35 protein-coding genes are annotated in these 25,986 nt (G+C 38.2%); 34 read left to right on the top strand and 1 reads right to left on the bottom strand.

The features are described from left to right. Positions 1-36: 36 nt before the first annotated feature. From gmd to B154_RS0100240, 26 genes are all read left to right on the top strand, one after another. Entirely contained in the window at positions 37-1,146 is a 1,110-nt protein-coding gene (gmd, locus tag B154_RS0100365) for a GDP-mannose 4,6-dehydratase (protein ID WP_018610949.1), read from the top strand. Between the two features lie 67 nt (positions 1,147-1,213). Then, positions 1,214-2,146 carry a GDP-L-fucose synthase gene (gene fcl, locus B154_RS0100360; RefSeq protein ID WP_018610947.1) on the top strand — a complete coding sequence of 311 codons (933 nt, stop codon included), beginning with the start codon at positions 1,214-1,216 and terminating at the stop codon, positions 2,144-2,146. A gap of 357 nt (positions 2,147-2,503) precedes the next feature. Then, positions 2,504-2,809, top strand: a complete 306-nt coding sequence (gene rpsJ, locus B154_RS0100355) for a 30S ribosomal protein S10 (protein WP_018610945.1) — start codon at positions 2,504-2,506, stop codon at positions 2,807-2,809. A 288-nt stretch (positions 2,810-3,097) separates the two neighbouring features. Then, positions 3,098-3,715: a 50S ribosomal protein L3 gene (gene rplC, locus B154_RS0100350; RefSeq protein WP_026259860.1), complete on the top strand. Its 618-nt coding sequence runs from the start codon at positions 3,098-3,100 to the stop codon at positions 3,713-3,715. Position 3,716: 1 nt separating this feature from the next. Then, entirely contained in the window at positions 3,717-4,355 is a 639-nt protein-coding gene (gene rplD, locus B154_RS0100345) for a 50S ribosomal protein L4 (RefSeq protein WP_018610941.1), read from the top strand. A gap of 109 nt (positions 4,356-4,464) precedes the next feature. After that, a complete protein-coding gene (gene rplW, locus B154_RS0100340; RefSeq protein ID WP_018610939.1) occupies positions 4,465-4,764 on the top strand; it encodes a 50S ribosomal protein L23 in 300 nt (99 codons plus the stop codon). A 55-nt stretch (positions 4,765-4,819) separates the two neighbouring features. Then, positions 4,820-5,659: a 50S ribosomal protein L2 gene (gene rplB / locus B154_RS0100335; RefSeq protein WP_018610937.1), complete on the top strand. Its 840-nt coding sequence runs from the start codon at positions 4,820-4,822 to the stop codon at positions 5,657-5,659. A 114-nt stretch (positions 5,660-5,773) separates the two neighbouring features. Beyond that, complete coding sequence (rpsS, locus tag B154_RS0100330; RefSeq protein WP_018610936.1) at positions 5,774-6,043, top strand: 30S ribosomal protein S19; 270 nt, start codon at positions 5,774-5,776, stop codon at positions 6,041-6,043. Between the two features lie 84 nt (positions 6,044-6,127). Further along, complete coding sequence (gene rplV, locus B154_RS0100325; RefSeq protein ID WP_018610935.1) at positions 6,128-6,469, top strand: 50S ribosomal protein L22; 342 nt, start codon at positions 6,128-6,130, stop codon at positions 6,467-6,469. 131 nt (positions 6,470-6,600) lie between these two features. Next, positions 6,601-7,425, top strand: coding sequence for a 30S ribosomal protein S3 (gene rpsC, locus B154_RS0100320; protein WP_018610933.1), 825 nt, complete (start codon positions 6,601-6,603; stop codon positions 7,423-7,425). A gap of 103 nt (positions 7,426-7,528) precedes the next feature. Next, positions 7,529-7,948, top strand: a complete 420-nt coding sequence (gene rplP / locus B154_RS0100315) for a 50S ribosomal protein L16 (RefSeq protein ID WP_018610932.1) — start codon at positions 7,529-7,531, stop codon at positions 7,946-7,948. Positions 7,949-8,054: 106 nt separating this feature from the next. Then, positions 8,055-8,267, top strand: coding sequence for a 50S ribosomal protein L29 (gene rpmC / locus B154_RS0100310; RefSeq protein WP_018610930.1), 213 nt, complete (start codon positions 8,055-8,057; stop codon positions 8,265-8,267). Positions 8,268-8,285: 18 nt separating this feature from the next. Further along, positions 8,286-8,543 (top strand): 30S ribosomal protein S17, encoded by a 258-nt coding sequence (gene rpsQ / locus B154_RS0100305; protein WP_026259859.1) that lies wholly within the window; start codon positions 8,286-8,288, stop codon positions 8,541-8,543. A 115-nt stretch (positions 8,544-8,658) separates the two neighbouring features. Continuing rightward, positions 8,659-9,027 (top strand): 50S ribosomal protein L14, encoded by a 369-nt coding sequence (gene rplN, locus B154_RS0100300; RefSeq protein WP_018610928.1) that lies wholly within the window; start codon positions 8,659-8,661, stop codon positions 9,025-9,027. A 147-nt stretch (positions 9,028-9,174) separates the two neighbouring features. Next, positions 9,175-9,522, top strand: coding sequence for a 50S ribosomal protein L24 (gene rplX, locus B154_RS0100295; RefSeq protein ID WP_018610927.1), 348 nt, complete (start codon positions 9,175-9,177; stop codon positions 9,520-9,522). After that, on the top strand, positions 9,522-10,100 hold the full coding sequence (gene rplE, locus B154_RS0100290) for a 50S ribosomal protein L5 (protein ID WP_018610925.1): 579 nt from the start codon (positions 9,522-9,524) through the stop codon (positions 10,098-10,100). The genes rplX and rplE overlap by 1 nt, the downstream gene beginning before the upstream one ends. Before the next feature lie 35 nt (positions 10,101-10,135). Further along, positions 10,136-10,405: a 30S ribosomal protein S14 gene (gene rpsN / locus B154_RS0100285; RefSeq protein WP_018610917.1), complete on the top strand. Its 270-nt coding sequence runs from the start codon at positions 10,136-10,138 to the stop codon at positions 10,403-10,405. 106 nt (positions 10,406-10,511) lie between these two features. Further along, positions 10,512-10,910 carry a 30S ribosomal protein S8 gene (gene rpsH, locus B154_RS0100280; RefSeq protein ID WP_018610916.1) on the top strand — a complete coding sequence of 133 codons (399 nt, stop codon included), beginning with the start codon at positions 10,512-10,514 and terminating at the stop codon, positions 10,908-10,910. Positions 10,911-11,067: 157 nt separating this feature from the next. Then, positions 11,068-11,622: a 50S ribosomal protein L6 gene (gene rplF / locus B154_RS0100275; protein ID WP_018610915.1), complete on the top strand. Its 555-nt coding sequence runs from the start codon at positions 11,068-11,070 to the stop codon at positions 11,620-11,622. Between the two features lie 119 nt (positions 11,623-11,741). Beyond that, on the top strand, positions 11,742-12,092 hold the full coding sequence (gene rplR, locus B154_RS0100270) for a 50S ribosomal protein L18 (RefSeq protein ID WP_018610914.1): 351 nt from the start codon (positions 11,742-11,744) through the stop codon (positions 12,090-12,092). Positions 12,093-12,122: 30 nt separating this feature from the next. Next, positions 12,123-12,641, top strand: coding sequence for a 30S ribosomal protein S5 (rpsE, locus tag B154_RS0100265; protein WP_018610913.1), 519 nt, complete (start codon positions 12,123-12,125; stop codon positions 12,639-12,641). Between the two features lie 87 nt (positions 12,642-12,728). Further along, positions 12,729-12,944, top strand: coding sequence for a 50S ribosomal protein L30 (gene rpmD / locus B154_RS0100260; protein ID WP_018610912.1), 216 nt, complete (start codon positions 12,729-12,731; stop codon positions 12,942-12,944). A 100-nt stretch (positions 12,945-13,044) separates the two neighbouring features. Then, positions 13,045-13,494, top strand: a complete 450-nt coding sequence (rplO, locus tag B154_RS0100255) for a 50S ribosomal protein L15 (RefSeq protein WP_018610911.1) — start codon at positions 13,045-13,047, stop codon at positions 13,492-13,494. Positions 13,495-13,572: 78 nt separating this feature from the next. Then, positions 13,573-14,916, top strand: coding sequence for a preprotein translocase subunit SecY (gene secY / locus B154_RS0100250; RefSeq protein WP_018610910.1), 1,344 nt, complete (start codon positions 13,573-13,575; stop codon positions 14,914-14,916). Between the two features lie 80 nt (positions 14,917-14,996). Then, entirely contained in the window at positions 14,997-15,800 is an 804-nt protein-coding gene (gene map / locus B154_RS0100245) for a type I methionyl aminopeptidase (protein ID WP_018610909.1), read from the top strand. A gap of 102 nt (positions 15,801-15,902) precedes the next feature. After that, complete coding sequence (locus tag B154_RS0100240) at positions 15,903-16,811, top strand: serine hydrolase (RefSeq protein WP_033410855.1); 909 nt, start codon at positions 15,903-15,905, stop codon at positions 16,809-16,811. 120 nt (positions 16,812-16,931) lie between these two features. On the opposite strand, the gene B154_RS0100235 is transcribed toward B154_RS0100240, so the two are convergent. Beyond that, complete coding sequence (locus B154_RS0100235; protein ID WP_018610907.1) at positions 16,932-17,324, bottom strand: Hsp20/alpha crystallin family protein; 393 nt, start codon at positions 17,322-17,324, stop codon at positions 16,932-16,934. 270 nt (positions 17,325-17,594) lie between these two features. Here B154_RS0100235 and B154_RS0100230 point away from each other — a divergent pair, with 270 nt between their 5' ends. The 8 genes from B154_RS0100230 (at position 17,595) to gndA (ending at position 25,971) form a co-directional block, all read left to right on the top strand. Further along, positions 17,595-18,143: an RNA polymerase sigma factor gene (locus B154_RS0100230; RefSeq protein ID WP_245542528.1), complete on the top strand. Its 549-nt coding sequence runs from the start codon at positions 17,595-17,597 to the stop codon at positions 18,141-18,143. Positions 18,144-18,159: 16 nt separating this feature from the next. Further along, positions 18,160-18,534, top strand: a complete 375-nt coding sequence (locus B154_RS27270) for a hypothetical protein (protein ID WP_018610905.1) — start codon at positions 18,160-18,162, stop codon at positions 18,532-18,534. A gap of 108 nt (positions 18,535-18,642) precedes the next feature. Continuing rightward, positions 18,643-19,578, top strand: a complete 936-nt coding sequence (locus B154_RS0100220) for an NAD-dependent epimerase/dehydratase family protein (protein WP_018610904.1) — start codon at positions 18,643-18,645, stop codon at positions 19,576-19,578. A gap of 113 nt (positions 19,579-19,691) precedes the next feature. Continuing rightward, a complete protein-coding gene (locus B154_RS0100215) occupies positions 19,692-20,471 on the top strand; it encodes an ROK family protein (RefSeq protein WP_018610903.1) in 780 nt (259 codons plus the stop codon). Between the two features lie 4 nt (positions 20,472-20,475). Beyond that, entirely contained in the window at positions 20,476-22,488 is a 2,013-nt protein-coding gene (tkt, locus tag B154_RS0100210; protein WP_018610902.1) for a transketolase, read from the top strand. A 298-nt stretch (positions 22,489-22,786) separates the two neighbouring features. Beyond that, entirely contained in the window at positions 22,787-23,881 is a 1,095-nt protein-coding gene (tal, locus tag B154_RS0100205) for a transaldolase (RefSeq protein WP_018610901.1), read from the top strand. Between the two features lie 12 nt (positions 23,882-23,893). Continuing rightward, positions 23,894-24,517 carry an HAD family hydrolase gene (locus tag B154_RS0100200; RefSeq protein ID WP_018610899.1) on the top strand — a complete coding sequence of 208 codons (624 nt, stop codon included), beginning with the start codon at positions 23,894-23,896 and terminating at the stop codon, positions 24,515-24,517. A gap of 2 nt (positions 24,518-24,519) precedes the next feature. Next, positions 24,520-25,971 carry an NADP-dependent phosphogluconate dehydrogenase gene (gndA, locus tag B154_RS0100195; RefSeq protein ID WP_018610897.1) on the top strand — a complete coding sequence of 484 codons (1,452 nt, stop codon included), beginning with the start codon at positions 24,520-24,522 and terminating at the stop codon, positions 25,969-25,971. The last annotated feature ends 15 nt before the right edge of the window (positions 25,972-25,986 follow it).

The following is a 25,986-nucleotide window of genomic DNA, read 5'->3' as shown; positions in this document are numbered from 1 at the left end:
TAAATGGTGATCTAAATATAAATATCCGATTATAGTATGAAAGTGGCTTTAATTACCGGAATAACCGGTCAGGACGGGGCGTATCTTACGGAACTTCTTTTAAATAAGGGTTATATAGTGCATGGTATAAAGCGCAGAACTTCGTTATTTAATACCGATCGAATTGATCATTTATACCAGGATCCTCATGTTTCTCAACGAAACCTGATTCTGCATTATGGAGATCTTACAGACTCAACCAACCTGATTAGAATAATACAGGAAGTGCAGCCTGATGAAATTTATAACCTCGCGGCAATGAGTCATGTTCAGGTTAGTTTTGAGGAACCTGAATATACAGCAAATGCGGATGGTTTAGGTACGTTGCGTATACTGGAAGCTATAAGGTTGTTAGGTCTTATAGAAAAAACAAGAGTTTACCAGGCTTCTACATCAGAATTATATGGATTGGTACAGGCAGTTCCCCAAAATGAAACTACTCCGTTTTATCCCCGCTCGCCATATGCAGTTGCCAAGTTATATGCCTACTGGATAACAGTCAATTATCGTGAAGCATACGACATGTTTGCCTGCAACGGTATTTTATTCAATCACGAATCTCCCTTAAGAGGAGAAACTTTTGTAACACGTAAAATAACAAGAGCAGTTGCAAAAATAGCACTGGGCCTGCAGGATGTTTTATACCTTGGAAACTTAAACTCAATGAGAGATTGGGGACATGCAAAAGACTATGTGGAAGGTATGTGGCGGATTTTACAGCAGGAGAAACCAGACGATTACGTGTTGGCTACAGGAACTACTACTTCCATTCGTGATTTTGTGAGAATAGCATTTGAGAATATAGGAATAGAACTTAAGTTTAAAGATTCCAATGAAGGAGAGACTGCAATTGTGACGGCTTGTAAGGGTGAATATGTTATTCCAATAGGAACGACAGTCGTAAAAGTAGATCCAAGGTATTACAGGCCAACAGAGGTTGATTTACTGATAGGTGATGCAACAAAAGCAAAAGAAAAATTAGGTTGGGTACCATCCTGTAATCTTGAACAACTTATAGATGAGATGGTAGCAGCCGATATTGAATTATTTAAAAGTGAAGTTTTACTAAAGCAAAGCGGTTTTAAGATTAAAAACCAGTTTGAATAGGAGAGGGCATTAGGTAAACCGGCTTTAATAGTAAAAAGCGATGGGTAATTTTTAAAAGAACAAGTAAATGGAGAAACAGTCGCGGGTATATGTGGCAGGTCACAGGGGAATGGTAGGAAGTGCTATTATGAGAAAACTGCAAGCGGAAGGCTTTGAAAACCTCATAACCATGACGTCAGCGGAGTTAGACCTTCGCAACCAACATGCAGTTAATGAATTTTTTGACCAGGAAAAACCTGAATATGTTTTTTTAGCAGCGGCAAAAGTAGGCGGTATTCATGCAAATAATGTTTACAGGGCAGACTTCATTTATGATAACCTCATGATTGAAACAAATGTGATACATGCTGCTTATAAATACCGTGTAAATAAACTTATGTTTCTGGGGTCCTCCTGTATTTATCCCAAATTAGCTCCTCAGCCTTTGAAAGAAGAATATCTTCTTACAGGGGCTTTGGAGGAAACAAACGAACCATACGCTATCGCAAAAATCACCGGCATAAAATTGTGTGAGGCATACCGCGCACAGTATGGATGTAATTTTATTTCGGTAATGCCTACCAATTTATATGGTCCTAATGATAACTACGACCTTAATAACAGTCATGTATTGCCGGCGTTGATACGAAAAATGGTAGTTGCAAAACAATCAAATGCGCCCTTTGTGGAAATTTGGGGTTCAGGTTCTCCACGAAGGGAGTTTTTACATGCAGATGATCTTGCAGAAGCATGTTATTACGTGATGGAAAATTATAATCAACCAGGCTTTATCAATATAGGAACCGGGGAAGATATAACAATAAGAGAGCTTGCATTGATGATAAAAGACATTGTAGGTTACAAGGGTGAAGTAAAGCAGGATATAACGAAACCTGACGGAACACCACGAAAATTGATGGATGTCTCAAAACTTAATTCTTTAGGATGGAAAGCTTCCATCTCCCTGGCGGATGGTATAAAAATGGTGTATGAAGAGGTGAAAGAGTACAATTGGAGTTAGAGTACTGCTAACTGCCTCATTGTAAAAAGACGTTAGGTAATAAACCAAAAGGGTAGAGGCGTTTTTTAAAGCGGTAATTGCAGTAGTGAACTTATTTAAAGTAGGCAAGCTTTTTTATTTCCTGCCCAATCTGTAAAAGATCGCTCCTTTTTTGAATTTGTCGTTATTTAGTACAGAAAAAAATAATGGAACCTATAAAAACTGCGTTTTAAAAATATTTTTTGATTTTAATTGAAATTCTTTTTTAAAAATGTTGGATGATATAATGTTTGCTCTTACCTTTGCGCTCCCAAATAACAATCACGAAGCTGTTTAAATTGAATTTCTGCATCGTAATTAGAAAAATTGGGTTAGATTATGTCTCAAAGAATCAGAATAAAACTACAATCCTACGATCACAGCCTGGTAGATAAGTCTGCCGAGAAAATCGTAAAAACTGTTCGTAGTACCGGTGCTGTGGTAACTGGTCCTATTCCTTTACCTACGCATAAAAAGATATTTACGGTATTGCGTTCACCGCACGTAAATAAAAAAGCAAGGGAGCAATTTCAATTGTGTACACACAAAAGATTGCTTGATATTTATACTTCATCATCCAGAACAGTAGATGCGTTAAGTAAGCTTGATCTGCCTTCCGGCGTAGAAGTAGAGATAAAGGCATAAATAGACTCAACTTTATAATATAAAGATTGAGGCAAATAAAAAGTTCTTAAAATTATCATCTCTCAATCGTACACAGGTACGAAAAAAGAGCGCTGATTAGATAAAAAATCACTCAACTTTCAACAAGTTGAGGACATATGAACAAGCCCTTCGAGGTTTGTTTACTATCGGTACTTCCTCTCTTCCTAATGCAGGCAAGAAATTTCGGAAAAGGTCGGTGGCAAACGGGGATTGAATTCGTCCATGGTGGCGAATGTCCTTAAAACTTCGGGGCACAAACAAACTGAAATGAAAGGTATTATTGGTAAAAAGATTGGAATGACCAGTATCTTCGGCTCCGATGGAAAGCAAACAGCTTGTACCATTATAGAAGCTGGCCCCTGTGTAGTAACTCAGATCAAAACTCAAGAGTCTGATGGTTACGCGGCAGTTCAAATCGCTTACGGCGAAAAGAAAGAAAAAAACTCCTCTAAGGCCGAAATTAATCACTTCGCTAAGGCTAATACTACTTCTAAGCGCGTAGTAAAAGAATTCAGAAACTATTCATTAAATCAAAGTTTAGGTGACACTGTTACCTGTGACATTTTTACCGAAGGTGAGAATGTTGAAGTAGTAGGAACTACTAAAGGTAAAGGCTTTCAGGGTGTTGTTAAACGTCATGGTTTTCATGGTGTTGGTGAGGCTTCTCATGGACAGCATGATCGACAGAGAGCTCCCGGATCTGTAGGTGGATCATCTTATCCTTCACGTGTATTTAAAGGTATGCGTATGGCAGGACGTATGGGTACTGACAGGGTAAAAGTGAAGGGTCTGAAAGTAGTTAAGATTTTTCCTGAAAAGAATTATTTATTAATTAGTGGTTCAGTTCCCGGCCACAATGGTTCCATCGTTTTAATACAGAAATAATATGCAAGCAGTCGTTTTAAATATACAAGGTCAGCCAACAGGCAGGTCAGTTGAACTTCCTGAAGAAATATTTGGTGCAGAGCCAAACAATCACGTTGTATACCTGGCAGTTAAGCAGTATCTGGCTGCCCAACGGCAGGGTACACACAAAGTAAAGACCCGCGCAGAGGTGCAAGGGGCCAGCCGTAAACTTCATAAACAAAAAGGTACCGGTGGTAGCCGTAAAGGTAATATTCGTAATCCTTTATATAAGGGTGGCGGTACAATCTTCGGGCCTAAACCTCATCGTTATGACATCAAGTTAAATCGTAAGGTTAAAGATCTTGCGAAAATCAGTGCTCTTTCTTTTAAAGCTAAGGAAAACGCTATAGTGGTAGTAGAGGATCTGGCTTTTGATGCTCCTAAAACGAAGCAGTTTATTGGAATAATGAACACTTTAAATGTTTCTGATAAGAAAACCTTATTTATCATTCCTGAGTATAACGAAACATTGTATTTAAGCAGCCGCAATATTCCTAACGCCGATGCGGTGTTACTTAGCGATGTAAATACTTATGATATTGTGAATGCTGAAGTATTGGTACTTACAGAAGGTGCAGCTAAGATTTTTAGTGAAGAAGAAACTGCTGTAGAAGCATAAATGCCTGACCCAGTAAAATAGGGGAAAGGAAAATAGAATTTGAAAATGTAATGCCGGTAGCTGTAAGTTTTCAAATTTAGAAATTTTCAAATTGTCAAATTGATTTAAAATGAAACTCACAGAAGTTTTAGTAAAACCGATACTTACGGAAAAAGCAAATGCTCAGCAGGATAAACTGAGGAGATATACTTTTAAGGTTGGCCGTAAAGCGAATAAGCTTGAGATAAAAAAAGCGATTCAGGAATTTTACGGGGTAACAGTTATTAACGTAAATACCACTGTTGTTCCTGGGAAAAATAAAACTCGTTACACGAAAGCGGGATTTGTAAAAGGTCAGAAACCTGCTTACAAAAAGGCACTTGTAACAGTAGCTGAAGGTGAAACCATAGATCTATACGGAAACATCTAATCAAATTAATAATTAATAGTAGGCGACGCTGATAAGTTCGCAAAAGTAAGATAAGATGGCACTAAGAAAATATAAACCGACGACTGCAGGTACCAGGTGGAGAATTGGTAACGCTTTTGCAGAAATCACTTCTGACACTCCGGAAAAAAGTTTGTTGGATACGAAGAACAGAACTGGTGGCAGAAACTTCCAGGGTAGAAGAGCAATGCGATACATTGGCGGCGGCCATAAGAAAATGTACCGTATCATCGACTTTAAAAGGGATAAAAAAGATATTCCTGCAAAGGTGGCGAGCATTGAGTACGATCCAAACCGTACTGCATTTATTGCTTTGCTGAATTATGTAGATGGAGAAAAAAGGTACATAATTGCTCCCCAGGGTTTACAGGTGGGTGCAACCGTTATCAGTGGTGACAGCGTAGCTCCTGATTTAGGGAATGCTCTTCAAATGAGAAACATGCCTCTTGGTACTGTGGTTCATAATGTTGAAATGCAACCTCGCCAGGGCGGAAAGCTCGTAAGAAGTGCCGGAGCATCGGCGCAGTTGAGCAATAAGGAGGAAAAATATGCAGTCCTCAAAATGCCAAGCGGTGAGTTGAGAAAAGTGTTGATCAATTGTTATGCAACTGTAGGAGTTGTAAGCAATAGTGACCATAGTTTGCAAAGCATGGGTAAAGCTGGCCGAAATGTTTGGAAAGGTATAAGGCCTCGTACCAGAGGTGTTGCCATGAACCCTGTTGATCATCCTATGGGTGGTGGCGAAGGTAGAGCATCAGGTGGTCAACCTCGTAGCAGAACCGGGCAATATTCAAGAGGTCTGAAGACCAGAACCAAAGGTAAATCAAGCGATAAGCTGATTATACAAAGAAGTAACGGTAAGAAATTAGCAAAATAAAATTTGAAAATGTGCTCGTTTTCTCCCTTTTATCGGAGAAATAGTTTTCAAAGTCGAAATAAAATAGAAAGCATTTTCAAATTTTCAAATTCATAAATTAACTCATTAACTAATATGGGTCGTTCAATTAAAAAAGGTCCTTACGTAGCAGCTAAACTGGAAGGGAAAGTGCTGGCTATTAACGACGGTTCAGCTAAGAAGTCTGTTATTAAAACATGGTCTCGCCGCTCAACCATTACGCCTGATTTTGTGGGACATACTTTTGCTGTTCACAATGGCAACAAATTCATCCCCGTTTATGTAACTGAATTTATGGTTGGACATAAATTAGGTGAATTTGCACCAACCCGCAACTTCAAAGGACATTCTAACAAAAAACAATAAACTACGTTACGGGGTTAACTGTTCCAGCTATAAAGGGTTATCCTTGCTGGAACCCGGAAACCGGTAACTGGAAACTGATATAAAATGGAAGCAGTAGCAAAATTGATGAATTATCCGACTTCGCCACGCAAAATGCGTTTGCTGGCTGATCTCATTCGTGGTATGGCTGTTGAGAATGCCATTGCTGTTTTGGAACATCATCCAAAACATCCGGCTACACCAATGGGGAAGTTGTTGAAAAGTGCTATAAATAACTGGGAGCAGAAAAATGAAGGCACGGGAGCTGCAGATGCTAACTTAGTAGTGAAAACTATTTTTGTTGACGGAGCACGTACTTTACGCCGTATGCGTCCTGCGCCGCAGGGCCGTGGTTACAGAATACGCAAGCGTAGTAATCACGTTACAATTATTGTTGATAGTAAATAATTAGCAAATAAGCTAATGTGCAGATTTGAAAATGGAAAGCACATTGCAGTCATAAAAACTAAATAAAGAACCCGAAGATTTGGTTAGTTCATTTTCAAGTTATCAAATTTTCAAATTGTCAAATTAACAATATGGGTCAGAAAACAAATCCTATTGGTGCAAGATTAGGTATCATCCGCGGATGGGAAAGCAACTGGTATGGTAATCATAAAGATTACGCCGGAAAGCTGATTGAGGATCATAAGATCAGAACTTACCTCAATGCCCGTATCAATAAGGGTGGTATTGCAAAAATTGTGATAGAACGTACTTTAGGTAAATTGATCATTACTATTCACACATCTAAGCCCGGTATTATTATCGGTAAAGGTGGTGGAGAAGTAGATCGTATTAAAGAAGAATTGAAGAAACTTACCGGTAAAGATGATGTTCAGATCAACATTCTGGAGATACGTCGTCCTGAACTGGATGCAAATATTGTTGCAGATACAATAGCTCGTCAGATTGAAAATCGTATCAATTTTAAAAGAGCTATTAAAATGTCAATTGCTTCTGCACTTCGTATGGGCGCTGAAGGTATTAAAGTCAAAGTGGGAGGCCGTTTGGGTGGCGCTGAAATCGCCCGTAGCGAAGAAATTAAACAAGGCCGAGTTCCATTGCATACTTTCCGTATGGATATTGACTATGCAAATGTCTTTGCCCAGACGGTATATGGTAAAATCGGTATTAAGGTTTGGATTTGTAAAGGTGAAGTGTTAGGAAAGAGAGAGTTGAATCCAAATTTTGTTGGTGGAAAAGACCAGGGAGGACAACCAGGTGAAAGAAGAAGAGATGACAGAGGGGATGACAGAGGTGGTTTTAGAGGTGGAGATAGAAGAGATAACCGTGGTGGTGGACATGGCGGTGGAGACAGGAGAGACAACCGTGGCGGTGGCGGTGGTGGCGGCAGAAGATAAATGAGCGCCATTATTGAAAAGGATTTTGAAATAATAATAAATAATTGAAAAGTTCCAGGATGGTAAATCCCGTCTGAGAACTAGAAACCAGAAATTATAAAAGATGTTACAGCCAAAAAGAACGAAGCACAGGAAAATGCAGAAAGGCCGGATGAAGGGTGATACAAAGCGTGGAGCTACCCTTGCCTTTGGCTCGTTTGGTTTGAAAGCATTAGACTCTGTTTGGTTAACTAACCGCCAGATTGAATCTGCCAGGCAAGCTATGACCCGTTCTATGAAACGTGAAGGTAATGTTTGGATCCGTATTTTTCCTGATAAGGTTATTACGCACAAGCCAGCTGAGGTAAGGATGGGTAAAGGTAAAGGTAACCCAGAATATTGGGCGGCTGTGGTTCAACCCGGACGTATAATATTCGAAGCGGACGGCGTATCTGAAGAAGTTGCAAAAGCAGCATTTTCACTGGCTGCACAAAAGCTTCCTATTCAAACTAAATTTGTAGTCCGTAGAGAGCTGCAGGCATAAAATAAATGTGCTAAGGAGTTGATTTGAAAGTTTTGATAATGGAAGAAACAATAACTGACATTACATTTTCAAATTTTCAGATTACCAAATTTTCAAATTAATAAAGATGGCCAATAAGAAATTTGATTTTAATAAAAGCCTTACAGATTTGAATGAAACAGATCTTAAGGCAAGGATCCAGGAAGATGAGCTTCGTTTAAAGAAACTTGAATTTGCTCATGCAATTTCTCCACTGGAAAATCCTATGAGTATTCGGGCTTTAAGGAAGGATCTTGCCCGTTTAAAAACAGCATTAAAGAAAAAAGCGTTAGGCGTCTAACCATAAATAATGATTACAATGTTGGAAAGAAATTTGCGTAAAATAAGGATCGGGGTGGTTAGCAGCAATAAAATGGATAAAACTGTTACGGTTGCTGTTGAAAGAAAAGTAAAGCACCCCATGTACGGCAAGTTCGTAAAGAAAACTACTAAGTTTCATGCGCATGATGAAAAAAATGAGTGCAGCATAGGAGATTTGGTTAAGATTATGGAAACCAGACCTCTAAGCAAAACAAAGCGTTGGAGATTGGTTGAAGTGGTTGAAAAAGTTAAGTAAGGTGTAAAAAGCCGCAAGCTTCTAGCTATAAGCTACAAGCCTCTGCAAATATTAGAAATCAAATTTGTTATTTGCTATTAGCTATTGCTAGTAGCTAAAAGCTAAAGCTAATAAAATGATTCAGCAGGAAAGCAGGTTAAATGTAGCTGACAACAGTGGTGCAAAAGAAGTTTTATGTATTCGCGTTTTGGGTAATTCCGGACAGGATTATGCCAGGATCGGTGATAAAATTGTAGTTACCGTAAAAGATGCAATGCCGGCTGCCGGCGTTAAAAAAGGAACTGTATCAAAAGCTGTTATAGTTCGTACCAAAAACAAACTGCGTCGTAAGGATGGTTCTTATATCAGGTTCGATGACAATGCTGTAGTGTTGTTAAATGCATCTGACGAGCCAAGAGGTACGCGTATTTTTGGGCCTGTAGCGAGAGAGTTGAGAGATAAGGGTTATATGAAAATTATTTCTCTGGCGCCAGAGGTACTTTAAACCCTAACCCCTTCAAGGTAATAAGGAAAAGTTGCGTAGTGAACAAGCAGTAGAAGTGAGTGACACAACGGAGCTGAAAAGAAAATAGAAAGTTCGTCACATAAAAATAAAAATACTCTCCCTTTAGAGAGTCGGAGGTTCAAAAAAATGAGCAACAGATTTAAACCTAAATACAACATCAAAAAAGGCGACCAGGTAATAGTGATTGCCGGTGATGATAAAGACCTGAAGAAACCACGGACGGTACTTGAGGTTATTCATAATGAAGAAGGAGATGGTCGTGTTGTAGTAGAGGGTGTGAACATAGTTACAAAACATACTAAGCCAAGTGCTCAGAACACTAAAGGTGGTATTGTAAAAAGAGAGGCATCTGTAAACATTAGTAATGTAATGTTATGGGATGCTAAAGCAGGCGCTGCTACCAAAATTAAGCGTGAGCGTAGAGAAGGAAAGTTAGTTCGTATCGCAAAAAAATCAGGGGAGGTAATTAAATAATGACTACAACTAATTATACACCAAGATTAGCAGATAAGTACAGAAGTGAAGTTGTACCTGCTTTGATGAAAAAATTTGGATATACATCCTTAATGCAGGCTCCTAAATTGCAAAAGATCTGCCTTAACCGTGGAGTTAACGGAGCTGTGACTGATAAAAAGCTGGTTGATATTGCTGTTGACGAACTGACAACCATTTCTGGTCAAAAGGCAGTTTCAACAGTTTCAAAAAAGGATATCTCCAATTTTAAGTTAAGAAAAAATATGCCCATAGGTGCTAAAGTTACCTTACGTGGAGTAAAGATGTATGAGTTTCTCGACAGGTTAATTTCTGTTTCTTTACCACGTGTACGTGACTTTAAAGGTATTAATGATAAAGCTTTTGACGGCAGGGGAAATTATACTCTTGGCGTAACGGAGCAAATTATTTTTCCTGAAATTGATATAGACAAGGTAAATAAAATTACCGGAATGGATATCACTTTTGTTACTACTGCTAAGACAAATGAAGAGGCTTATGAGCTGTTGAAAGAGTTGGGTATGCCTTTTAAAAATATTAAAAAAGAGAATCAACAATAAATTCTGTAATAGAATTTTTAAATTTTAAATCGATTATGGCAAAAGAATCTGTAAAAGCCAGGCAAAGAAAAAGGGAAAAGATGGTGGCGAAGTTTGCTGAAAAAAGAGCTGCTTTAAAAGAAGCTGGTGACTATTCTGCATTAGACCTGCTTCCAAAAAATGCCTCTCCTGTACGATTAAAAAATCGTTGCCAGTTAACAGGTCGTCCAAGGGGCTATGTAGGCTACTTTGGATTATCAAGAAATATCTTTCGTGATATGGCGTTAGCCGGAAAGATTCCAGGTGTAACAAAAGCAAGCTGGTAATAAAATAATTTAAGATGTTTGTCCGTTTGGATGAATGTCTGTGAGAGAAAAGATATCGGGGATATCGCATTGTATAACATTTTTAATTTTCAATTACTTAGAAACAATGGTAACTGATCCTATAGCAGATTTTTTAACAAGGGTTCGTAATGCTCAGATGGCTAATCATAGAATAGTAGAGATCCCGGCAAGCAATCTGAAAAAACGCATTACTGAAATCCTTTACGATAAAGGGTATATTCTTAAATATAAATTTGAGGATGATAATAAGCAAGGTGTAATTAAAATTGCCTTGAAGTATGATGCCCAGACAAAAATACCCGCCATTCGCAGCCTCGAAAGAGTAAGTCGGCCCGGTTTGAGACAATATTCAAAACCAGCAGATTTTGAAAGAGTGAAAAACGGTTTAGGTATTGCAATCATTTCTACATCAAAGGGGGTAATGACCGATAAAGAAGCAAAAGTACAGAACGTAGGTGGAGAAGTCCTTTGCTACGTGTATTAATGCTGCAGAGTGTTGATATGAAAATTGGAAATGGTTTTCAAATTGCACTTAAAATAAAGTAACGTTTAATTGATAATTTAAGTTCTCTATACGGAAACTGAACACTTTTAAACATACATTTTCAAAATATTTTTTTACAAATTTACAAACTAGAACTATGTCTCGTATAGGTAAACAGCCGGTTGCATTGCCACAAGGTGTAACAGTAGCGGTAGGAGCTAATAATGTTATAACTGTTAAAGGCACAAGAGGAACACTAACACAGGCTATTGACAGGGATATTAAAGTGGAAGTAAAAGAAAATGAAATTCTTATTACCCGCCCAACTGACCAGATCCGTCATCGTGCTATGCACGGTCTTTATCGCTCTCTGATTTCAAATATGGTTAAAGGTGTAACCGAAGGATTTACCAAGCAACTTGAGTTGGTAGGGGTGGGTTATAAAGCAACTAATTCAGGAAATACTTTAGACCTTTCTTTAGGTTATTCTCATAATATCATTTTCGACGTTCCGACGGAGTTGAAGGTAACTACACTTACAGAAAAAGGTCAAAATCCTAAAATAACTTTAGAGAGTGTTGATAACCAACTGTTGGGTGCAGTCGCAGCCAAGATTCGTAGCCTTCGTAAGCCAGAGCCATACAAAGGAAAAGGTGTTCGTTACTCTAACGAATTTATACGTAGAAAAGCTGGTAAGGCTGCCGGTAAATAATCTGAAGGGTGAAGATGAAGAGATTTTTAAATGCCTCTCTTCACAGAAAAAATTTTAGTTGTCAAATTCGCTAAATTGAAATTCAAATTCCCGGCAGTATCGGGAAGAAATATAATAAAATGGATAAATTAATAAAAAGGCAGAAAATCAGGTACCGTATACGCGCAAAAGTATCAGGTACAGCTGCTAAACCCCGGCTTTCTGTTTTCAGAAGCAATGCTGAAATTTACGCTCAGCTGATTGACGATACAACAGGTACCACGTTGGCTGCTGCTTCTTCAAGGGAAAAAGATATAGCCGCTCAAACTGCTCCTAAAGTCGAAAAGAGTAAACTGGTAGGATCTGCTATTGCACGTAAAGCAATTGAGAGAGGTATTACTACCTGCGTTTTTGACAGGGGTGGTAATCTTTACCATGGAAGAATTAAAGCAGTTGCTGATGGTGCAAGAGAAGGTGGACTGCAATTTTAAATAATGAATTTTAAATTTTGATCTTATAAAATGTCAAAAGCAATTTTAAATAAAGTAAAGGGCGGAGACCTGGAACTAAAAGAGAAGGTAGTATCTATAAACCGCGTGGTGAAAACAACCAAGGGTGGACGTACTTTTAGTTTCTCAGCTTTAGTGGTTGTTGGAAATGGTGGAGGTGTAGTTGGTCACGGCCTGGGTAAAGCTAAAGAAGTACAGGAAGCTATTACTAAAGGTATTGAAGATGCTAAGAAAAATCTAATCAAGGTGCCAATTATGCACGGAACTATTCCCCATGATCAGTTGGCTAAAGAAGGTGCGGCAAAAGTTTTGATAAAGCCTGCAGCTCATGGTACTGGTGTCTTGGCTGGGGGAAGTATGCGTGCTGTACTTGAGAGTGCTGGTTTGACAGACGTTTTAGCAAAAAGCCTGGGTTCTGCTAATCCTCACAACGTGGTAAAAGCTACCTTTAAAGCCTTGGCTTTATTAAGGGAACCAGTTACTGTTGCAAGAACAAGAAATATCAATCTAAAGAAAGTTTTTAATGCATAAATGGCCATTAGTGAATTTTTGATAGTTCAATAAGTAGAAACGCTCATCGAACTAAATCAAGATGACTAATGAATAAATGACCTCATTATGAAAAAGATAAGAATTACACTTATAAAGAGTGTTATTGACAGACCTGAAACAGCTAAGAGAACAGTTATTGCTTTAGGTTTAAAAAAGCTAAATGCAAGTGTTGAAGTTGAAGCTACTCCTCAAATTTTAGGTATGGTTAGAAGAGCAGGCCATCTGTTAAAAGTAGAAGAACTTCCATCGGTAGAAACAGCCGTTAACGAGGTTGCTGCATAATTTTGAAGATTAAGAATAATAATTTTTCGAAAATCTTCGTTCATTATAATTTAATAAAAAAGCGAGGGGAATTAACCCCGTTAAGTAAAAATTAATAAAGATGCAATTACATACGCTTAAGCCAGCAAAAGGTAGCACCCATAAAGAAAAGAGAATAGGACGTGGTGAAGCTTCTGGTAAAGGAGGAACATCAACAAAGGGTAATAAAGGTGGTCAGAGTCGTGCAGGATACAAAAGCAAAATGGCTCACGAAGGTGGTCAGATGCCTATTCAGCGTAGAATTCCTAAACGTGGATTTAAAAATCCTCACCGTATTGAGTATAAAGTTCTTAATCTTGGTCAAATAGACCATATTATTGAAAAATATGGTTTTACAGAGATCAGTGCTGAAAATCTTTATATTAACGGTTTGTTAAATCAAACTGATCTTATAAAGATATTAGGTAATGGTGAATTAAAGAAGGCAGTTACCTTTAAAGTTAATGCAATCAGTGAAAAAGCAAAGGCTGCAATAGAAGCTGTTGGTGGAAACGTTGAAATAGTTAAATAATTTTAGCGATATTTGCAAGACGCATCAACGATGCGTCTTCTTGACTTTTAGAGAGATTAACACCTACAACTCAATCAAGTGAAAAAATTAATTCAAACTTTTAAGAATATCTGGTCTATCGATGAGCTGCGCAGTAAAATTATTGTTACAGTTGCATTGTTATTTACCTACCGTTTAGGTACCCATATTGTTTTACCAGGAATAAATCCAAATTTACTAGCTAATGCGCAGGCAAACGCATCTAAAAATGGTTTACTTGGCTTATTCGATACTTTCGCCGGAGGCGCCTTTTCGCAGGCCTCCATTTTGGCTTTGGGAATTATGCCATATATTTCTGCCTCTATCTTTATGCAGCTGATGACGATACTTGTTCCCCAGCTACAGAAAGTACAGAAGGAAGGGGATAGTGGCCGTAAGAAAATTAATCAGTGGACCCGTTACCTTACCGTAATAGTTACTGCTTTTCAGGCTAGTGCTTATGTAGCTTATCTTAATGGTCCTGGATATGCAGAAGCTATTATTCCGGCTTACAAATCTTTTTTTGCTCTATCTACCATTGTTACCCTGACCGCAGGTACTTTGTTCGTTATGTGGTTGGGTGAGAAAATTCAGGACAAAGGATTAGGTAACGGAACTTCAATCATCATCATGATCGGAATTCTTTCTCGTCTTCCGCAAGCGCTTATCCAGGAGTTTGGTGCGAAGCAGGCCCGTGGAGGTGGAGGGTTATTGATTTTCCTTATTGAAATGGCAATTTTTGTTGCTATTATCATGGGTATAATAATTCTTGTACAAGGTGTACGTAAGATACCTGTAAACTATGCAAAACAAATTGTAGGTAATCGACAGTTTGGTGGCGCGAGACAATTCTTACCTATGAAAGTAAATATGGCAGGTGTAATGCCTATCATCTTTGCCCAGGCTATTATGTTTTTACCTACTTTATTTACCTTCACTGAAAGTGGTAAAGGTATCGCGAAGGTATTTGGTGATCATAGCAATTTCTGGTATATGGTGGTCTATGGTGTCATGACTGTTGCCTTCACTTTCTTATATACTGCTTTAATTTTTAATCCAAAGCAAATGGGCGATGATTTAAAACGCAACAACGGTTTTATTCCCGGAGTAAAACCAGGTCAGCCTACATCGGATTATATCGGAGCCATTATGGATAAAATAACCTTGCCTGGAGCTATTTTCCTGGCGTTCGTAGGAATTTTACCAGGCTTCGCTCAACGCCTCGGTGTTACATCAACTTTTTCGTCATTTTTTGGCGGAACGTCATTGTTAATTATGGTGGCTGTTATTTTAGATACACTTCAGTTAATTGAAACTCATTTAATGATGAGGCAATATGATGGTTTAATGAATAGCGGAAGAATTCAGGGAAGACAACAGCCTATTAGTACTGCCTCTGTATAAAAGCTTTTTAATCTAATTTGCAAACCTGTCAGGATTATTTCCCTGGCAGGTTTATTTATGAGATGTCGAGAATAAGAAATATGATTTTTTATAAAACTGAGTCTGAGATTGCCTTAATGCGCGAGAGTTGCCTGCTTGTAGGAAAGGTAATTGCGGAAGTAGCAAAATTTTTGAGGCCTGGCGTTACGACTATGCAGGCTAATAACATTGCTGAACAATTTATTCGCGATAATAAGGCTGTTCCTAATTTCTTAAATTACAGGGGTTTCCCCTACACCGCGTGTATTTCTGTCAATGATGCAGTAGTGCATGGTTTTCCTACCAACGATATTCTGAAAGAAGGTGATGTTGTTTCTGTTGACCTTGGTGTTTTTAAAAATGGTTTTCATGGTGACAGCGCATATACTTTTGCCATAGGCGATCCTGGAGAAGCTGTTTTAAAGTTAATGAGAATAACCAAAGAATCTTTGTATAAAGGAATTGAAAAAGCTCATCATGGAAACCGTGTAGGAGATATAGCATTTGCAATACAGGATTATACTGAACGCGTTCATGGATATGGCGTGGTACGAGAGTTGGTAGGTCACGGTTTAGGAAGGAGTCTTCATGAAGATCCACAGGTTCCGAATTTTGGTAAACGCGGTAACGGACCTAAATTAAAAGAAGGAATGGTATTGGCCATCGAACCAATGATCAACCTTGGTGTGAAGGAAGTGTATTACGATGATGATGGTTGGACGGTGAGGACAAAAGATCATAAACCATCTGCCCATTACGAACACAATGTATGTATTAGAAAAGGGAAAGCAGATATACTATCCTCCTTTAGGGAGATTGAAGAAGCGGAAAAAGCGAATATTAATTTAAGTTCCGATTATTATTAATAAATAGATATAATGGAAACCTTCTTTTTAGAAGGTTTTTTTATTTCATCCAATTAAGTGAATGTTTCCATTGAATTTGCTTATCCTATAGATTTTCTTATAATGAAATACACACTAGTCCTTATCATATTATTATCTTCATTCGCTGCTTTTTCTCAAACAGATAAAAAACTTACCAGGCAACTTGAAAAGCTTGTAGAGGGTTTTAACGGACAGGTGGGTATTTATGTTGAAAATTTAAAAAATGGAAAAAGTGCTGCAATAAATCCGGATACCTTATTTCCCACCGCCAGCATGATCAAGGTAAGCATACAATGTGGTTTAATGGATAAAATAGAAAAAGGTTTGCTGAAGTACAACCAAAAGCTTGTTTATAATGATTCTATTGTATACCCGGGAGAAGATATTTTAGGATCTTTTAAAAACAATGACACGATTCAGTTAAGCAAGGTTGCGCTTCTCATGATTACAATGAGCGATAATACTGCAAGCAGGTGGTTGCAAAACCTTGTAGGAGGCGACTATGTTAATAACTGGCTAGGCGAAAATGGTTTTATTAATATGCGTATAAATTCAAAGGTCGCAGGTCGAGAGAATATGTACAATACGTACGGATGGGGGGTAACAACTCCACGTGAAATGTGCCGATTGTTTACAATGATTGCAAAAGGGCAAGCTGTAAGTGAGGCGGCAAGTGAGCGTATGGTTAGAAATATGGGAAGAATATATTGGGATGATAAAGCTTTGTCTCAAATACCACCTTATGTGCATACCATTTCCAAGCATGGCTCGCTTAATGAATCGCGATCCGAAACTGTGTTGGTAAATGCACCTCATGGTGACTACGTATTTAGCGTTATTACTAAAAATCTGAAAGACCAAACATGGACGCCGGATAATGAAGCAATTGTTTTAATTAAAAATTTATCTTCCCTTCTATGGCAACATTTCGAACATAAAAGTAAATGGAAGCCTCCTGCCGGAATTGAAAAATATATGAGGAACGAGTAGAGGTCTTTTTTTAAATAATACCTTTTTCACTATAGAATCTCTTTTTAATACATAGCACACATCTAAAAAAACAGGTGACAACAGTAGGTGTCACCCGTTTTTTACTTCTCATTGTACATCCTAATTAATAGCTATCTCTTGTTGTGCAGCTTGCCCCTGTTTTAGAGGAATGCTCACATGTAAAACACCATCCACATATTTTGCGTTGATGTTAGTGCCGTCAACAGTTTCATCCAGAATAAATGTTCTTTCAAATCCGCCACGGCTATATTCTCTTACAACCCAATCCGGGCGAGGAAAACCTTCGGGAGGTGTGTATGAGACGGTAAGTTTACTGCCTTTAATGGCGACGTGAAAATGCTCTTTAATTCTTCCCGGAGCAAATACAAGCATTTCGTAACTGTTGTCTGTTTTGTAGATATTAACTGATGCTCTCTGCATTGATCGGATAAGCTGGTGTCTATTCCTGCTTCCATAATCGCCTTTTGCGGCGCACGACTGATTGTAGTACATGTTTTTATTTTTTGGTGAATGAATGTGTTTATAACAGGTAGACGAATAAGCATGAAAAATATTTTAAAAAGCAATGAAGAATTCTTTTTTTATAACAATTAAAGAAGGGGCGTAGTACACCAAATTTTCAAAATACTATTAATAGTAAAACCTTTATTGTTTTAATGGTATAGACAAATTAGATTTTAAAAAATTTTATTTTTTAAAATATTATCTTTTCTCATCCGTCTTTCTAAGTACATGGATGATACCGTCACTATATCTTCTAAAATGAGTACTGCTCAACGGCAAAATATTACCCAGGTCATCAATACGTATAGCAAACGACTTATGGGTTTTATAAGAAAAAGGGTAGTGAGAGAGTCTGATGCTGAGGACATACTGCAGGATGTTTTTTACCAACTAATTCAAACAATGAAACCGATAGAGGAGATAGGAGCATGGTTGTTTGCAGTGGCGCGAAATAAAATAACAGATCAGCAACGTAAACATAAGCCTGACCTGTTTTCAGATATTTATAATGAAGCGGGAGATGAAGATGAAATTGATTGGAAAGAAATTCTTTTTGATAATAGTAATAATCCCGAGACAGAATATTTGCGTTCACTTTTTTGGGAGGAATTAAATAACTCACTTCAAGAACTGCCAGCCGAACAGCGATACGTCTTTATATTAAACGAGCTGGAAGGATTGTCCTTTAAAGAGATAGCACAGCAAACCGGTGAAACGGTAAATACATTATTATCGCGCAAAAGGTATGCAGTACTGCACCTCAGAAACAAGTTGCGCGTATTGCACGATGAGATATTGAATTATTAAATTAAAAAATTAAAAAATGAAACAATCTTTTTGGATTAAAAAATTAGCAGGTTTTATATTGATGGCTGCTGTTGCAATATTGTTATTTACATTTATAGTAATGACTTTATGGAATAATATTTTAACTCCTGTAATAGGAGTTCGTGTTATAACTTTCGGCCAGGCAGTCGGTATTCTTGTTTTATCAAGAATTTTATTTGGAGGTTTTCGTGGAGGTGGATGGAGAGGACGTGGAAAATATTGGAATAGTGAGATGAGAAATAAATGGCAAAGCATGACGCCTGAAGAAAAAGAAAAGTTCACGCACGAATGGAAAAGCCGTTGCAGCCGCAATTATTCATTTTCCAATAAAGATGCATCTTCTAATGCCGATAATACTGCATCAGCATAGCCTTATTATAAATCATCTAAAAGAATATCTGTTTTCTTAAATACTTTTGGTATATACTTGAGATACTAGCAAGACTGAGTGCTCATTTATCCAAAACCACATTCAGCTATGCAGACAGTTTTAGGAGCAGGAGGCGCTATCGGTATTTCCCTTGCCAAATCACTACGATCATATACCAACGAAATTCGATTGGTAAGCAGGAACCCAAAAAAAGTAAATGATACCGATACTTTGTTTGCTGCAGATTTAACAAGCCGTAATGCAATTTTTGAAGCTGTAAAAAATTCGCAAATAGTATATGTTACAGTGGGGCTACCTTATAAATTAAAAGTATGGCGAGAAATCTGGCCGCCACTCATGCATAACGTAATTGATGCGTGTGTAGAAAATAACAGTAAGCTTGTGTTTTTTGATAATGTGTATATGATAGGTGGCGACAATGTAAAACACATCACCGAGAGATCTCCAATTAGTCCGGTAAGCAAAAAAGGCGAGATCAGGGCAAGGCTTGATAATATGATTTTACAAAATGTAGAAAAGGGAAAATTAAATGCACTTATTGCAAGATCAGCAGATTTTTATGGCGCCATCGGCAACAATAGTGTATTGATAGAGTTGGTTTATAAGAATCTTTTGAAAAACAAAAAAGCCCAATGGTTTTTTAGTGCAAAAACGAAACATTCATTTACATATACCCCTGATGCCGGCAAAGCAACAGCTCTGCTTGGAAATACTCCCGAAGCCTTTAATCAAATATGGAATTTACCTACAGACCCCAATTCATTAACCGGAGAAGAATGGATAAAGCTATTTGCAACAGAAATGGGAAAAGAAGAAAGATTTTATAAATACCAATTATTACCTGCATGGGCACTCCATGCTCTTGGGGTGTTTGTACCATTCCTGGGTGAGTTGTATGAGATGCGATATCAATATGATAGAGATTATTTTTTTGACAGCAGTAAGTTCGAAAAATATTTTAAATCTAAAGCAACAAGTTACCAGGAAGGGGTGAGGCAAATAGTGAATAAGCACCACGAATAGTTTTCTTAAACAAGTTTTTTTCATCATCCACCTTCAAAGTCTGGTTCAATTTTTTCAATAGTAACCTTTTAAAATTTATCATAAGAACATATATTCACCAATAAATTCTATTTATGCAGGAGACTGTTTCAGATTTAAAAATTCTTTCGATTGATGTAGGAGGATCTCACATAAAAGCCACTATTTTAAACAGCAGTGGCGAATTGCAAATGGATTACAAAAGAGTTCCCACTCCTGAGCCTGCCGATCCTGAAAATGTAATAGATACAATTAAAAGCTTAGTAGACGGATTTCCTGAATACGATAAAATATCAGTTGGATTTCCTGGTTATGTAAAAGAAGGTACAATTATTACAGCTCCCAATCTTGGTACGGATGTTTGGAAAAACGTAAATCTGGCAAAGAAACTCCAGGATGAATTGGGAAAGCCGGTGCGGGTGGTAAACGATGCAGACATGCAAGGCCTTGGTGTAGTAAGCGGAACTGGTTTCGAGATTGTTATTACCCTTGGAACTGGCTTTGGCACTGCTTTATTGCAGGATGGTTATCTGCTGCCGCATTTAGAACTTGCACATCATCCTATTGCTAAAAAAGATTCGTACGATGATTATATTGGTGAAAAGGCTTTTGAGAAAGTAGGTAAAGAAAAATGGAATAAACGGATGCAAAAAGTTTTAAAAATTTTGAAAACGGTTTTTAATTATGACTATCTGTACATAGGAGGAGGCAATTCAAAAAATTTAAATTTTCATTTAGATAGTAATATAAAGCTTGTTTCCAATAAAGACGGGATTAAAGGAGGTGCGCGGTTATGGTTAAAAAAGGAGACAAATCCTATGATGACTGCTGTAAATTCTTTTGAAAATAAAATACCAGCGATACAAAAAGATTAATACTATGAACGCAACAACACAAGATATTGAGCAACTAGGCATTAATACAGTGCGTGTATTATCTGCCGATGCTGTACAAAAGGCAAATTCAGGGCATCCCGGTACGCCGATGGGCATAGCCCCTATAGGTCATGTTCTTTGGGCACATACTATGAATTACAACCCCAAAAATCCTGAATGGCCTAACCGCGACAGGTTTATCTTATCAGCGGGTCATGCTTGCATGTTACAGTACAGTTATCTTTATCTTACCGGCTATGATATTTCGCTTGATGATATTAAAAACTTCAGGCAGTTACATAGTAAAGCAGCAGGTCATCCTGAATATGGGCTTGTTGATGGTGTCGATGTAACTACCGGCCCTCTGGGACAAGGTTTTGCCAATGGAGTTGGATTTGCCATAGCGCAGAAACATCTTGCCGCCCGGTATAATAAGGCTGGTTTTAATCTTTTTGATTATAAAATTTATGCAATTTGCAGCGATGGCGACATCATGGAAGGTGTGACAGCAGAAGCGGCTTCCCTTGCCGGGCATTTAAGACTAGGAAACATGATTTATTTCTACGACGATAATCACATATCAATAGAAGGTGATACTTCGCTTGCATTTGATGAAGATGTCGCCAAGCGTTTTGAAGCATACGGTTGGCACGTGCAGACAGTAGCAGATGGAAATGATTTGAAAGCTTTAACTGAAGCTGTAAAAAATGCGAAAGAAGAAACGGAAAGACCATCGCTGATAAAAGTGCGTACACATATTGGATTTGGAAGTCCCAATAAAGTGGATAAAGCCAGTGCGCATGGTTCGCCTCTTGGCGCGGATGAAGTGAAGTTGGTTAAGAAGAATTTCGGTTTTGATCCTGAACAATCCTTTGTTGTTCCTGATGAGGTACTGAACTACTATCGCGGTAAAGGTGATGAGGGCGTAAGGCTTGAACAAAAATGGAACGAATTATACCAGTCGTACAAGGAAAAGTATCCTGAGCTGTGGACAGAGTACGACCTTGAGCGAACGGGTAAATTGCCTGACGGCTGGAAAGACAAGCTGCCCGTTTTTGACCCCGCTGAAGGTAAAGTCGCTACGCGTAAAGCTTCAGGTAAAGTGTTAAATGCCATTGCTGATAGTTTGCCTGGTCTGATCGGTGGATCAGCTGACCTGGCTCCGTCTACAGATACTAATCTTGATAAGTATACTTCCTTTACAAAAGACGACAGAAGCGGTAGAAATTTCCACTTTGGAATTCGTGAGCACGCAATGGGTGCTGCTTTAAATGGCATTGCCCTCACTAAAGGATTGATTCCTTATGGTGCAACTTTTCTTATCTTTTCTGAATATATGCGTCCTCCTATCCGGCTGGCCGCTATTATGAAGGTTAGGCCGATTTTTATTTATACACACGATAGCATTGGCTTGGGTGAAGACGGAACGACCCATCAGCCGGTTGAGCAACTTATTTCTTTACGGTCTATTCCAAATTTAATGGTAATACGCCCGGCAGATGCGAACGAAACAGCACAGGCCTGGCGAGTAGCTATTGAACATAAAGATGGCCCTGTTGCTATAGTTTTGACCAGGCAATCCATTCCTGTTATTGACCAATCGAAGTTTGCAAAAGCAATTGAACTGGAAAAGGGTGCGTATATATTATCTGATTCTGAAAAAGAACCTGATATTATCTTAATAGGAACCGGTTCTGAAGTGGCTTTGCTGATAGATGCACAGGCTAGACTAAAAGAAGAGTCTATTGCAGCAAGAGTTATCAGCATGCCTTCGTGGGAATTGTTTGAAAAACAGGATGCAGCTTACAAAGAAAAAGTTTTTCCTAAAGCAATGAAAAAAAGGCTTGCAGTTGAGGCAGGTTCTGTGCTTGGCTGGCATAAATATGTAACGGATGAAGGTGATACAATAGGAATGACTACTTTTGGTGAATCGGCGCCGGCAGAAGATCTATATAAAGAATTTGGATTTACAACAGATAATGTAGTATCGAGAGCCAAAGCATTAATTAATAGGTAATTCGTTATTTGCTATTTCCCTGATTATTAATAATAAATAATAAAAAAAACGGCGTGGCGTGTAGTAAATGGTGGATAGCATTTTAAATGATTTTTCGCCAATTATTTTAATTTTTAAACTTGCTGTTTTTTAAACTTGTTTAAATCACTGGCTGGAAAAGGTTGAATAGACAATAATGAAGTACAAGTGAGTGACACAACGATGTTGAATTTGTTGTAACGCTCGTCTCTAAAATATTTTAAAAGTTATTTTTAAATAACTGGTATTTGTATAAAATTTTTTTAAAAGCAACTATATTATGTCAACTAATAATGTAAAAAGAATACATGATTTTGGTCAGAGCATCTGGCTTGATTTTACTGAGCGTAAACTGATACAATCAGGTGGGCTGAAAAAACTGATTGACGAAGACGGCGTTCGAGGAGTGACGTCGAACCCTGCCATATTTGAAAAAGCCATAAGCAGCAGCAGTGATTATGATGAGCAAATTGCTCGGCTTGCAAAAGAGGGTAAAAGCCCTGAAGAAATTTTTTACGCATTGGCAATAGATGATATACAAGCGGCAGCAGATTTATTTAAATCGGTTTACGAAGAAGAAGTGGAAGGAGCCGACGGATATGTTAGCCTTGAAGTATCGCCGTTCTTAGCACGTGATACTGAAGGAACAATCAGACAAGCAAGGGACTTGTGGAAAAGGTTAGCCCGTAAAAATGTAATGATAAAAATACCCGGAACGGCCGAGGGCCTTCCTGCCATTCGTACATGTATAAGTGAGGGTATTAATATAAATGTAACATTGCTTTTTGGTCTTGGACGATATGAGGAAGTTACTGAGGCTTATATTGCAGGACTTGAAGACAGGTTGAGTGCAGGTAAGCCAATCGACCACATAGCATCGGTTGCCAGCTTTTTTCTAAGCCGTATTGATGTAATGGTAGATCCTTTATTAAATGAAAAGGGCTTTAATGAACTGAAGGGTGAAGTGGCGATTGCATCCGCAAAGAAAGCTTACCAGATTTACAAGCGTGTTTTTAGCAGCGAAAGATTTAAAAAACTCGAAGAAAAAGGAGCAAGGCCACAAAGAGTTTTGTGGGCCAGCACCAGCAGTAAAGATCCTTCTATCTCCGACGTAAAATATGTTGAAGCATTAATCGGCCCTGATACAGTTGACACCATTCCAATGGAAACACTGGAAGCATTTCGCGATCACGGCAACCCTGAAAACCGTTTAGAGGAAAATTTGAATGAGGCTCACTTGGCAATGGAGAAGCTAAAGGAAATAGGTATTAATATCGATGAGATTACTCAAAAATTAGAAGATGAGGGGATTGAAAAGTTCAATAAACCTTACGAAAAATTATTAAAGGCAATCGAAGAGCAACGAAAAAAATAAATAATTCCACTAATGGAAAGTACACATGCAAAAATTCTTTTTCTCGACATAGGTGGGGTATTATTAACTAATGGGTGGGGATCTGAGTCAAGAAAAAAAGCATGCGAAAAGTTTAATCTTGATTTTGCAGAAGTTGATGCGTTACACAATTTTATATTTAATATTTATGAGATTGGAAAAATCACTCTGGATGAGTATTTAGATACTGTTATTTTCAATCATCCCCGTGACTTCCCTAGAGAAGATTTTAAAGAATTTATGTTTTCTCAATCCCAGGAGTTGCCCGAAATGTTGCAATGGCTGAAAGAATGGAAAGCAGACAGCGGTTTTCGTATTATTTCTATTAATAATGAAGGCAGGGAGTTTAACGAATACCGGGTAAAAAAGTTTAAGCTGCATGATTGCTTCGATGCGTTCATTTCTTCATGTGAAGTAAAGATGCGTAAGCCAGATCCCGGTATATTTCAACTGGCTATGGGAATTGCCCAGGCGCCTCCTGAGCAATGTATATATTTTGATGATCGCATTATGTTTGTTCATGCTGCAAGCAGATTAGGTATTCGCGCTATGCATCATACCAGCCCTGCATCTACCATACAAATATTGGAACAATTTAAACTTGAAAACTTTACATAACAATGAGCGAAACAAGTAATAAATATACTTTTGGAATGATAGGTCTTGGTACGATGGGCCGCAATCTTTTGTTGAATATGGCTGATCACGGCTTTGCTGTTGCGGGCTTTGATAAAAACCCTGCACAGGTAGCACTGCTTGAAAAAGAAGGACACGGGAAACCAGTCAAGGCCTTTACATCAGCACATGATTTTGTTCAAAGTCTTCAAACGCCACGCTCAATTATCATGTTGGTTCCTGCGGGAAAAATTGTGGATAGTGTGATTAAAGAAATGACACCATTACTGGATAAAGGTGATATTTTAATTGATGGCGGTAATTCCCATTTTACTGACACAACAAGACGCGTAACTGAACTGGAAGCAAAGGGATTGCACTTTTTCGGCATGGGAATATCAGGGGGAGAAGAAGGTGCAAGAAAAGGCCCCAGTATGATGCCAGGGGGAGATAAGCAGGCCTATTCACAAATGAAACCGGTGTTTGACGCCATCGCTGCAAAAGTAGACGGCGAGCCTTGTGTCACTTATATTGGACCCGGCGCTGCAGGTCATTTTGTAAAAATGGTTCACAATGGCATAGAATATGGTTTAATGCAATTAATTGCTGAAACATATGAATTGCTGAAAAACGGGTTAAAATTTGACAATGATGCAATTCATAAGGTATTTGAGAAATGGGATGAAGGCCGGTTACAATCTTTTTTAATTGATATTACTAAAGATATTTTTGCTTTTAAAGCTCCCGGTACTGATCATTTGCTGGTAGATGATATAAAAGATGAAGCAAGGGCGAAGGGAACCGGTAAATGGACTTCGCAGGTTGCAATGGATCTGGAAACACCAATAACGACCATCGACACCGCAGTTGCAATGCGAGATCTATCGAAGTATAAGCAGCTGAGAGAAAAAGCTGCCACTTTATATAGTACTGAAGAAACGCAACTTGATAACGATAATACAGATACTATTGTGGCAGAATTAGAAAAAGCCTTTTTCTTCAGCATGATCATTACTTATTCTCAAGGAATGCATTTGTTGCAAAAAGCTTCTAAAGATTTTCAATATAATTTAAACCTGGATGAGATAGCAAAAATCTGGCGGGGAGGTTGTATTATCCGATCGCTGTTTCTTAATGATATTTTTAATGCTTATCAAAAAGATCCGTCTCTTCAGCATTTACTGCTGGACGGCAAAGTAAAGGAATTGATTGCAGAAGCTCTGCCCGGAGCAAGGTCAATAGTATCAAAAGCAACTGCTGCAGGTATTGCCATGCCTGCTTACGCATCTTCACTAAGTTATTTTGACGCCTTTAGAAGCAAGCGAATGCCCTCGAACCTAATACAGGCTCAGCGCGACTATTTTGGCGCTCACACCTATGAACTGATTGGCAAAGAGGGTGTTTTTCATACGCAATGGCTTGCTGAGAATGAAGAAGATTTAATACATAATACATAATTATCTTATAAAAAT

Origin of the sequence: Segetibacter koreensis DSM 18137, assembly GCF_000374045.1 — a bacterium.
Taxonomy (GTDB): Bacteria; Bacteroidota; Bacteroidia; order Chitinophagales; family Chitinophagaceae; genus Segetibacter; species Segetibacter koreensis.
Note: the sequence above shows the minus strand (reverse complement) of the source record. Positions and strands in the feature narration are given on the sequence as shown.

What these genes read in the sequence shown, in the direction of transcription:
- rplE (WP_018610925.1), top strand. Translation starts at nt 9,522, where the DNA reads ATGACTACAACTAATTATACACCAAGATTAGCAGATAAGTACAGAAGT.
- rplR (WP_018610914.1), top strand. Translation starts at nt 11,742, where the DNA reads ATGGATAAATTAATAAAAAGGCAGAAAATCAGGTACCGTATACGCGCA.
- rplB (WP_018610937.1), top strand. Translation starts at nt 4,820, where the DNA reads ATGGCACTAAGAAAATATAAACCGACGACTGCAGGTACCAGGTGGAGA.
- rpsN (WP_018610917.1), top strand. Translation starts at nt 10,136, where the DNA reads ATGGCAAAAGAATCTGTAAAAGCCAGGCAAAGAAAAAGGGAAAAGATG.
- B154_RS0100220 (WP_018610904.1), top strand. Translation starts at nt 18,643, where the DNA reads ATGCAGACAGTTTTAGGAGCAGGAGGCGCTATCGGTATTTCCCTTGCC.
- rpmD (WP_018610912.1), top strand. Translation starts at nt 12,729, where the DNA reads ATGAAAAAGATAAGAATTACACTTATAAAGAGTGTTATTGACAGACCT.
- B154_RS0100230 (WP_245542528.1), top strand. Translation starts at nt 17,595, where the DNA reads ATGAGTACTGCTCAACGGCAAAATATTACCCAGGTCATCAATACGTAT.
- fcl (WP_018610947.1), top strand. Translation starts at nt 1,214, where the DNA reads ATGGAGAAACAGTCGCGGGTATATGTGGCAGGTCACAGGGGAATGGTA.
- rpmC (WP_018610930.1), top strand. Translation starts at nt 8,055, where the DNA reads ATGGCCAATAAGAAATTTGATTTTAATAAAAGCCTTACAGATTTGAAT.
- rplW (WP_018610939.1), top strand. Translation starts at nt 4,465, where the DNA reads ATGAAACTCACAGAAGTTTTAGTAAAACCGATACTTACGGAAAAAGCA.
- B154_RS0100215 (WP_018610903.1), top strand. Translation starts at nt 19,692, where the DNA reads ATGCAGGAGACTGTTTCAGATTTAAAAATTCTTTCGATTGATGTAGGA.
- B154_RS0100200 (WP_018610899.1), top strand. Translation starts at nt 23,894, where the DNA reads ATGGAAAGTACACATGCAAAAATTCTTTTTCTCGACATAGGTGGGGTA.
- rplX (WP_018610927.1), top strand. Translation starts at nt 9,175, where the DNA reads ATGAGCAACAGATTTAAACCTAAATACAACATCAAAAAAGGCGACCAG.
- rplC (WP_026259860.1), top strand. Translation starts at nt 3,098, where the DNA reads ATGAAAGGTATTATTGGTAAAAAGATTGGAATGACCAGTATCTTCGGC.
- rpsE (WP_018610913.1), top strand. Translation starts at nt 12,123, where the DNA reads ATGTCAAAAGCAATTTTAAATAAAGTAAAGGGCGGAGACCTGGAACTA.
- rplV (WP_018610935.1), top strand. Translation starts at nt 6,128, where the DNA reads ATGGAAGCAGTAGCAAAATTGATGAATTATCCGACTTCGCCACGCAAA.
- rplO (WP_018610911.1), top strand. Translation starts at nt 13,045, where the DNA reads ATGCAATTACATACGCTTAAGCCAGCAAAAGGTAGCACCCATAAAGAA.
- rpsS (WP_018610936.1), top strand. Translation starts at nt 5,774, where the DNA reads ATGGGTCGTTCAATTAAAAAAGGTCCTTACGTAGCAGCTAAACTGGAA.
- gmd (WP_018610949.1), top strand. Translation starts at nt 37, where the DNA reads ATGAAAGTGGCTTTAATTACCGGAATAACCGGTCAGGACGGGGCGTAT.
- B154_RS0100240 (WP_033410855.1), top strand. Translation starts at nt 15,903, where the DNA reads ATGAAATACACACTAGTCCTTATCATATTATTATCTTCATTCGCTGCT.
- rpsC (WP_018610933.1), top strand. Translation starts at nt 6,601, where the DNA reads ATGGGTCAGAAAACAAATCCTATTGGTGCAAGATTAGGTATCATCCGC.
- rplF (WP_018610915.1), top strand. Translation starts at nt 11,068, where the DNA reads ATGTCTCGTATAGGTAAACAGCCGGTTGCATTGCCACAAGGTGTAACA.
- B154_RS0100235 (WP_018610907.1), bottom strand. Translation starts at nt 17,324, where the DNA reads ATGTACTACAATCAGTCGTGCGCCGCAAAAGGCGATTATGGAAGCAGG.
- rplD (WP_018610941.1), top strand. Translation starts at nt 3,717, where the DNA reads ATGCAAGCAGTCGTTTTAAATATACAAGGTCAGCCAACAGGCAGGTCA.
- map (WP_018610909.1), top strand. Translation starts at nt 14,997, where the DNA reads ATGATTTTTTATAAAACTGAGTCTGAGATTGCCTTAATGCGCGAGAGT.
- tkt (WP_018610902.1), top strand. Translation starts at nt 20,476, where the DNA reads ATGAACGCAACAACACAAGATATTGAGCAACTAGGCATTAATACAGTG.
- rpsQ (WP_026259859.1), top strand. Translation starts at nt 8,286, where the DNA reads ATGTTGGAAAGAAATTTGCGTAAAATAAGGATCGGGGTGGTTAGCAGC.
- rpsH (WP_018610916.1), top strand. Translation starts at nt 10,512, where the DNA reads ATGGTAACTGATCCTATAGCAGATTTTTTAACAAGGGTTCGTAATGCT.
- tal (WP_018610901.1), top strand. Translation starts at nt 22,787, where the DNA reads ATGTCAACTAATAATGTAAAAAGAATACATGATTTTGGTCAGAGCATC.
- rplP (WP_018610932.1), top strand. Translation starts at nt 7,529, where the DNA reads ATGTTACAGCCAAAAAGAACGAAGCACAGGAAAATGCAGAAAGGCCGG.
- rplN (WP_018610928.1), top strand. Translation starts at nt 8,659, where the DNA reads ATGATTCAGCAGGAAAGCAGGTTAAATGTAGCTGACAACAGTGGTGCA.
- rpsJ (WP_018610945.1), top strand. Translation starts at nt 2,504, where the DNA reads ATGTCTCAAAGAATCAGAATAAAACTACAATCCTACGATCACAGCCTG.
- gndA (WP_018610897.1), top strand. Translation starts at nt 24,520, where the DNA reads ATGAGCGAAACAAGTAATAAATATACTTTTGGAATGATAGGTCTTGGT.
- B154_RS27270 (WP_018610905.1), top strand. Translation starts at nt 18,160, where the DNA reads ATGAAACAATCTTTTTGGATTAAAAAATTAGCAGGTTTTATATTGATG.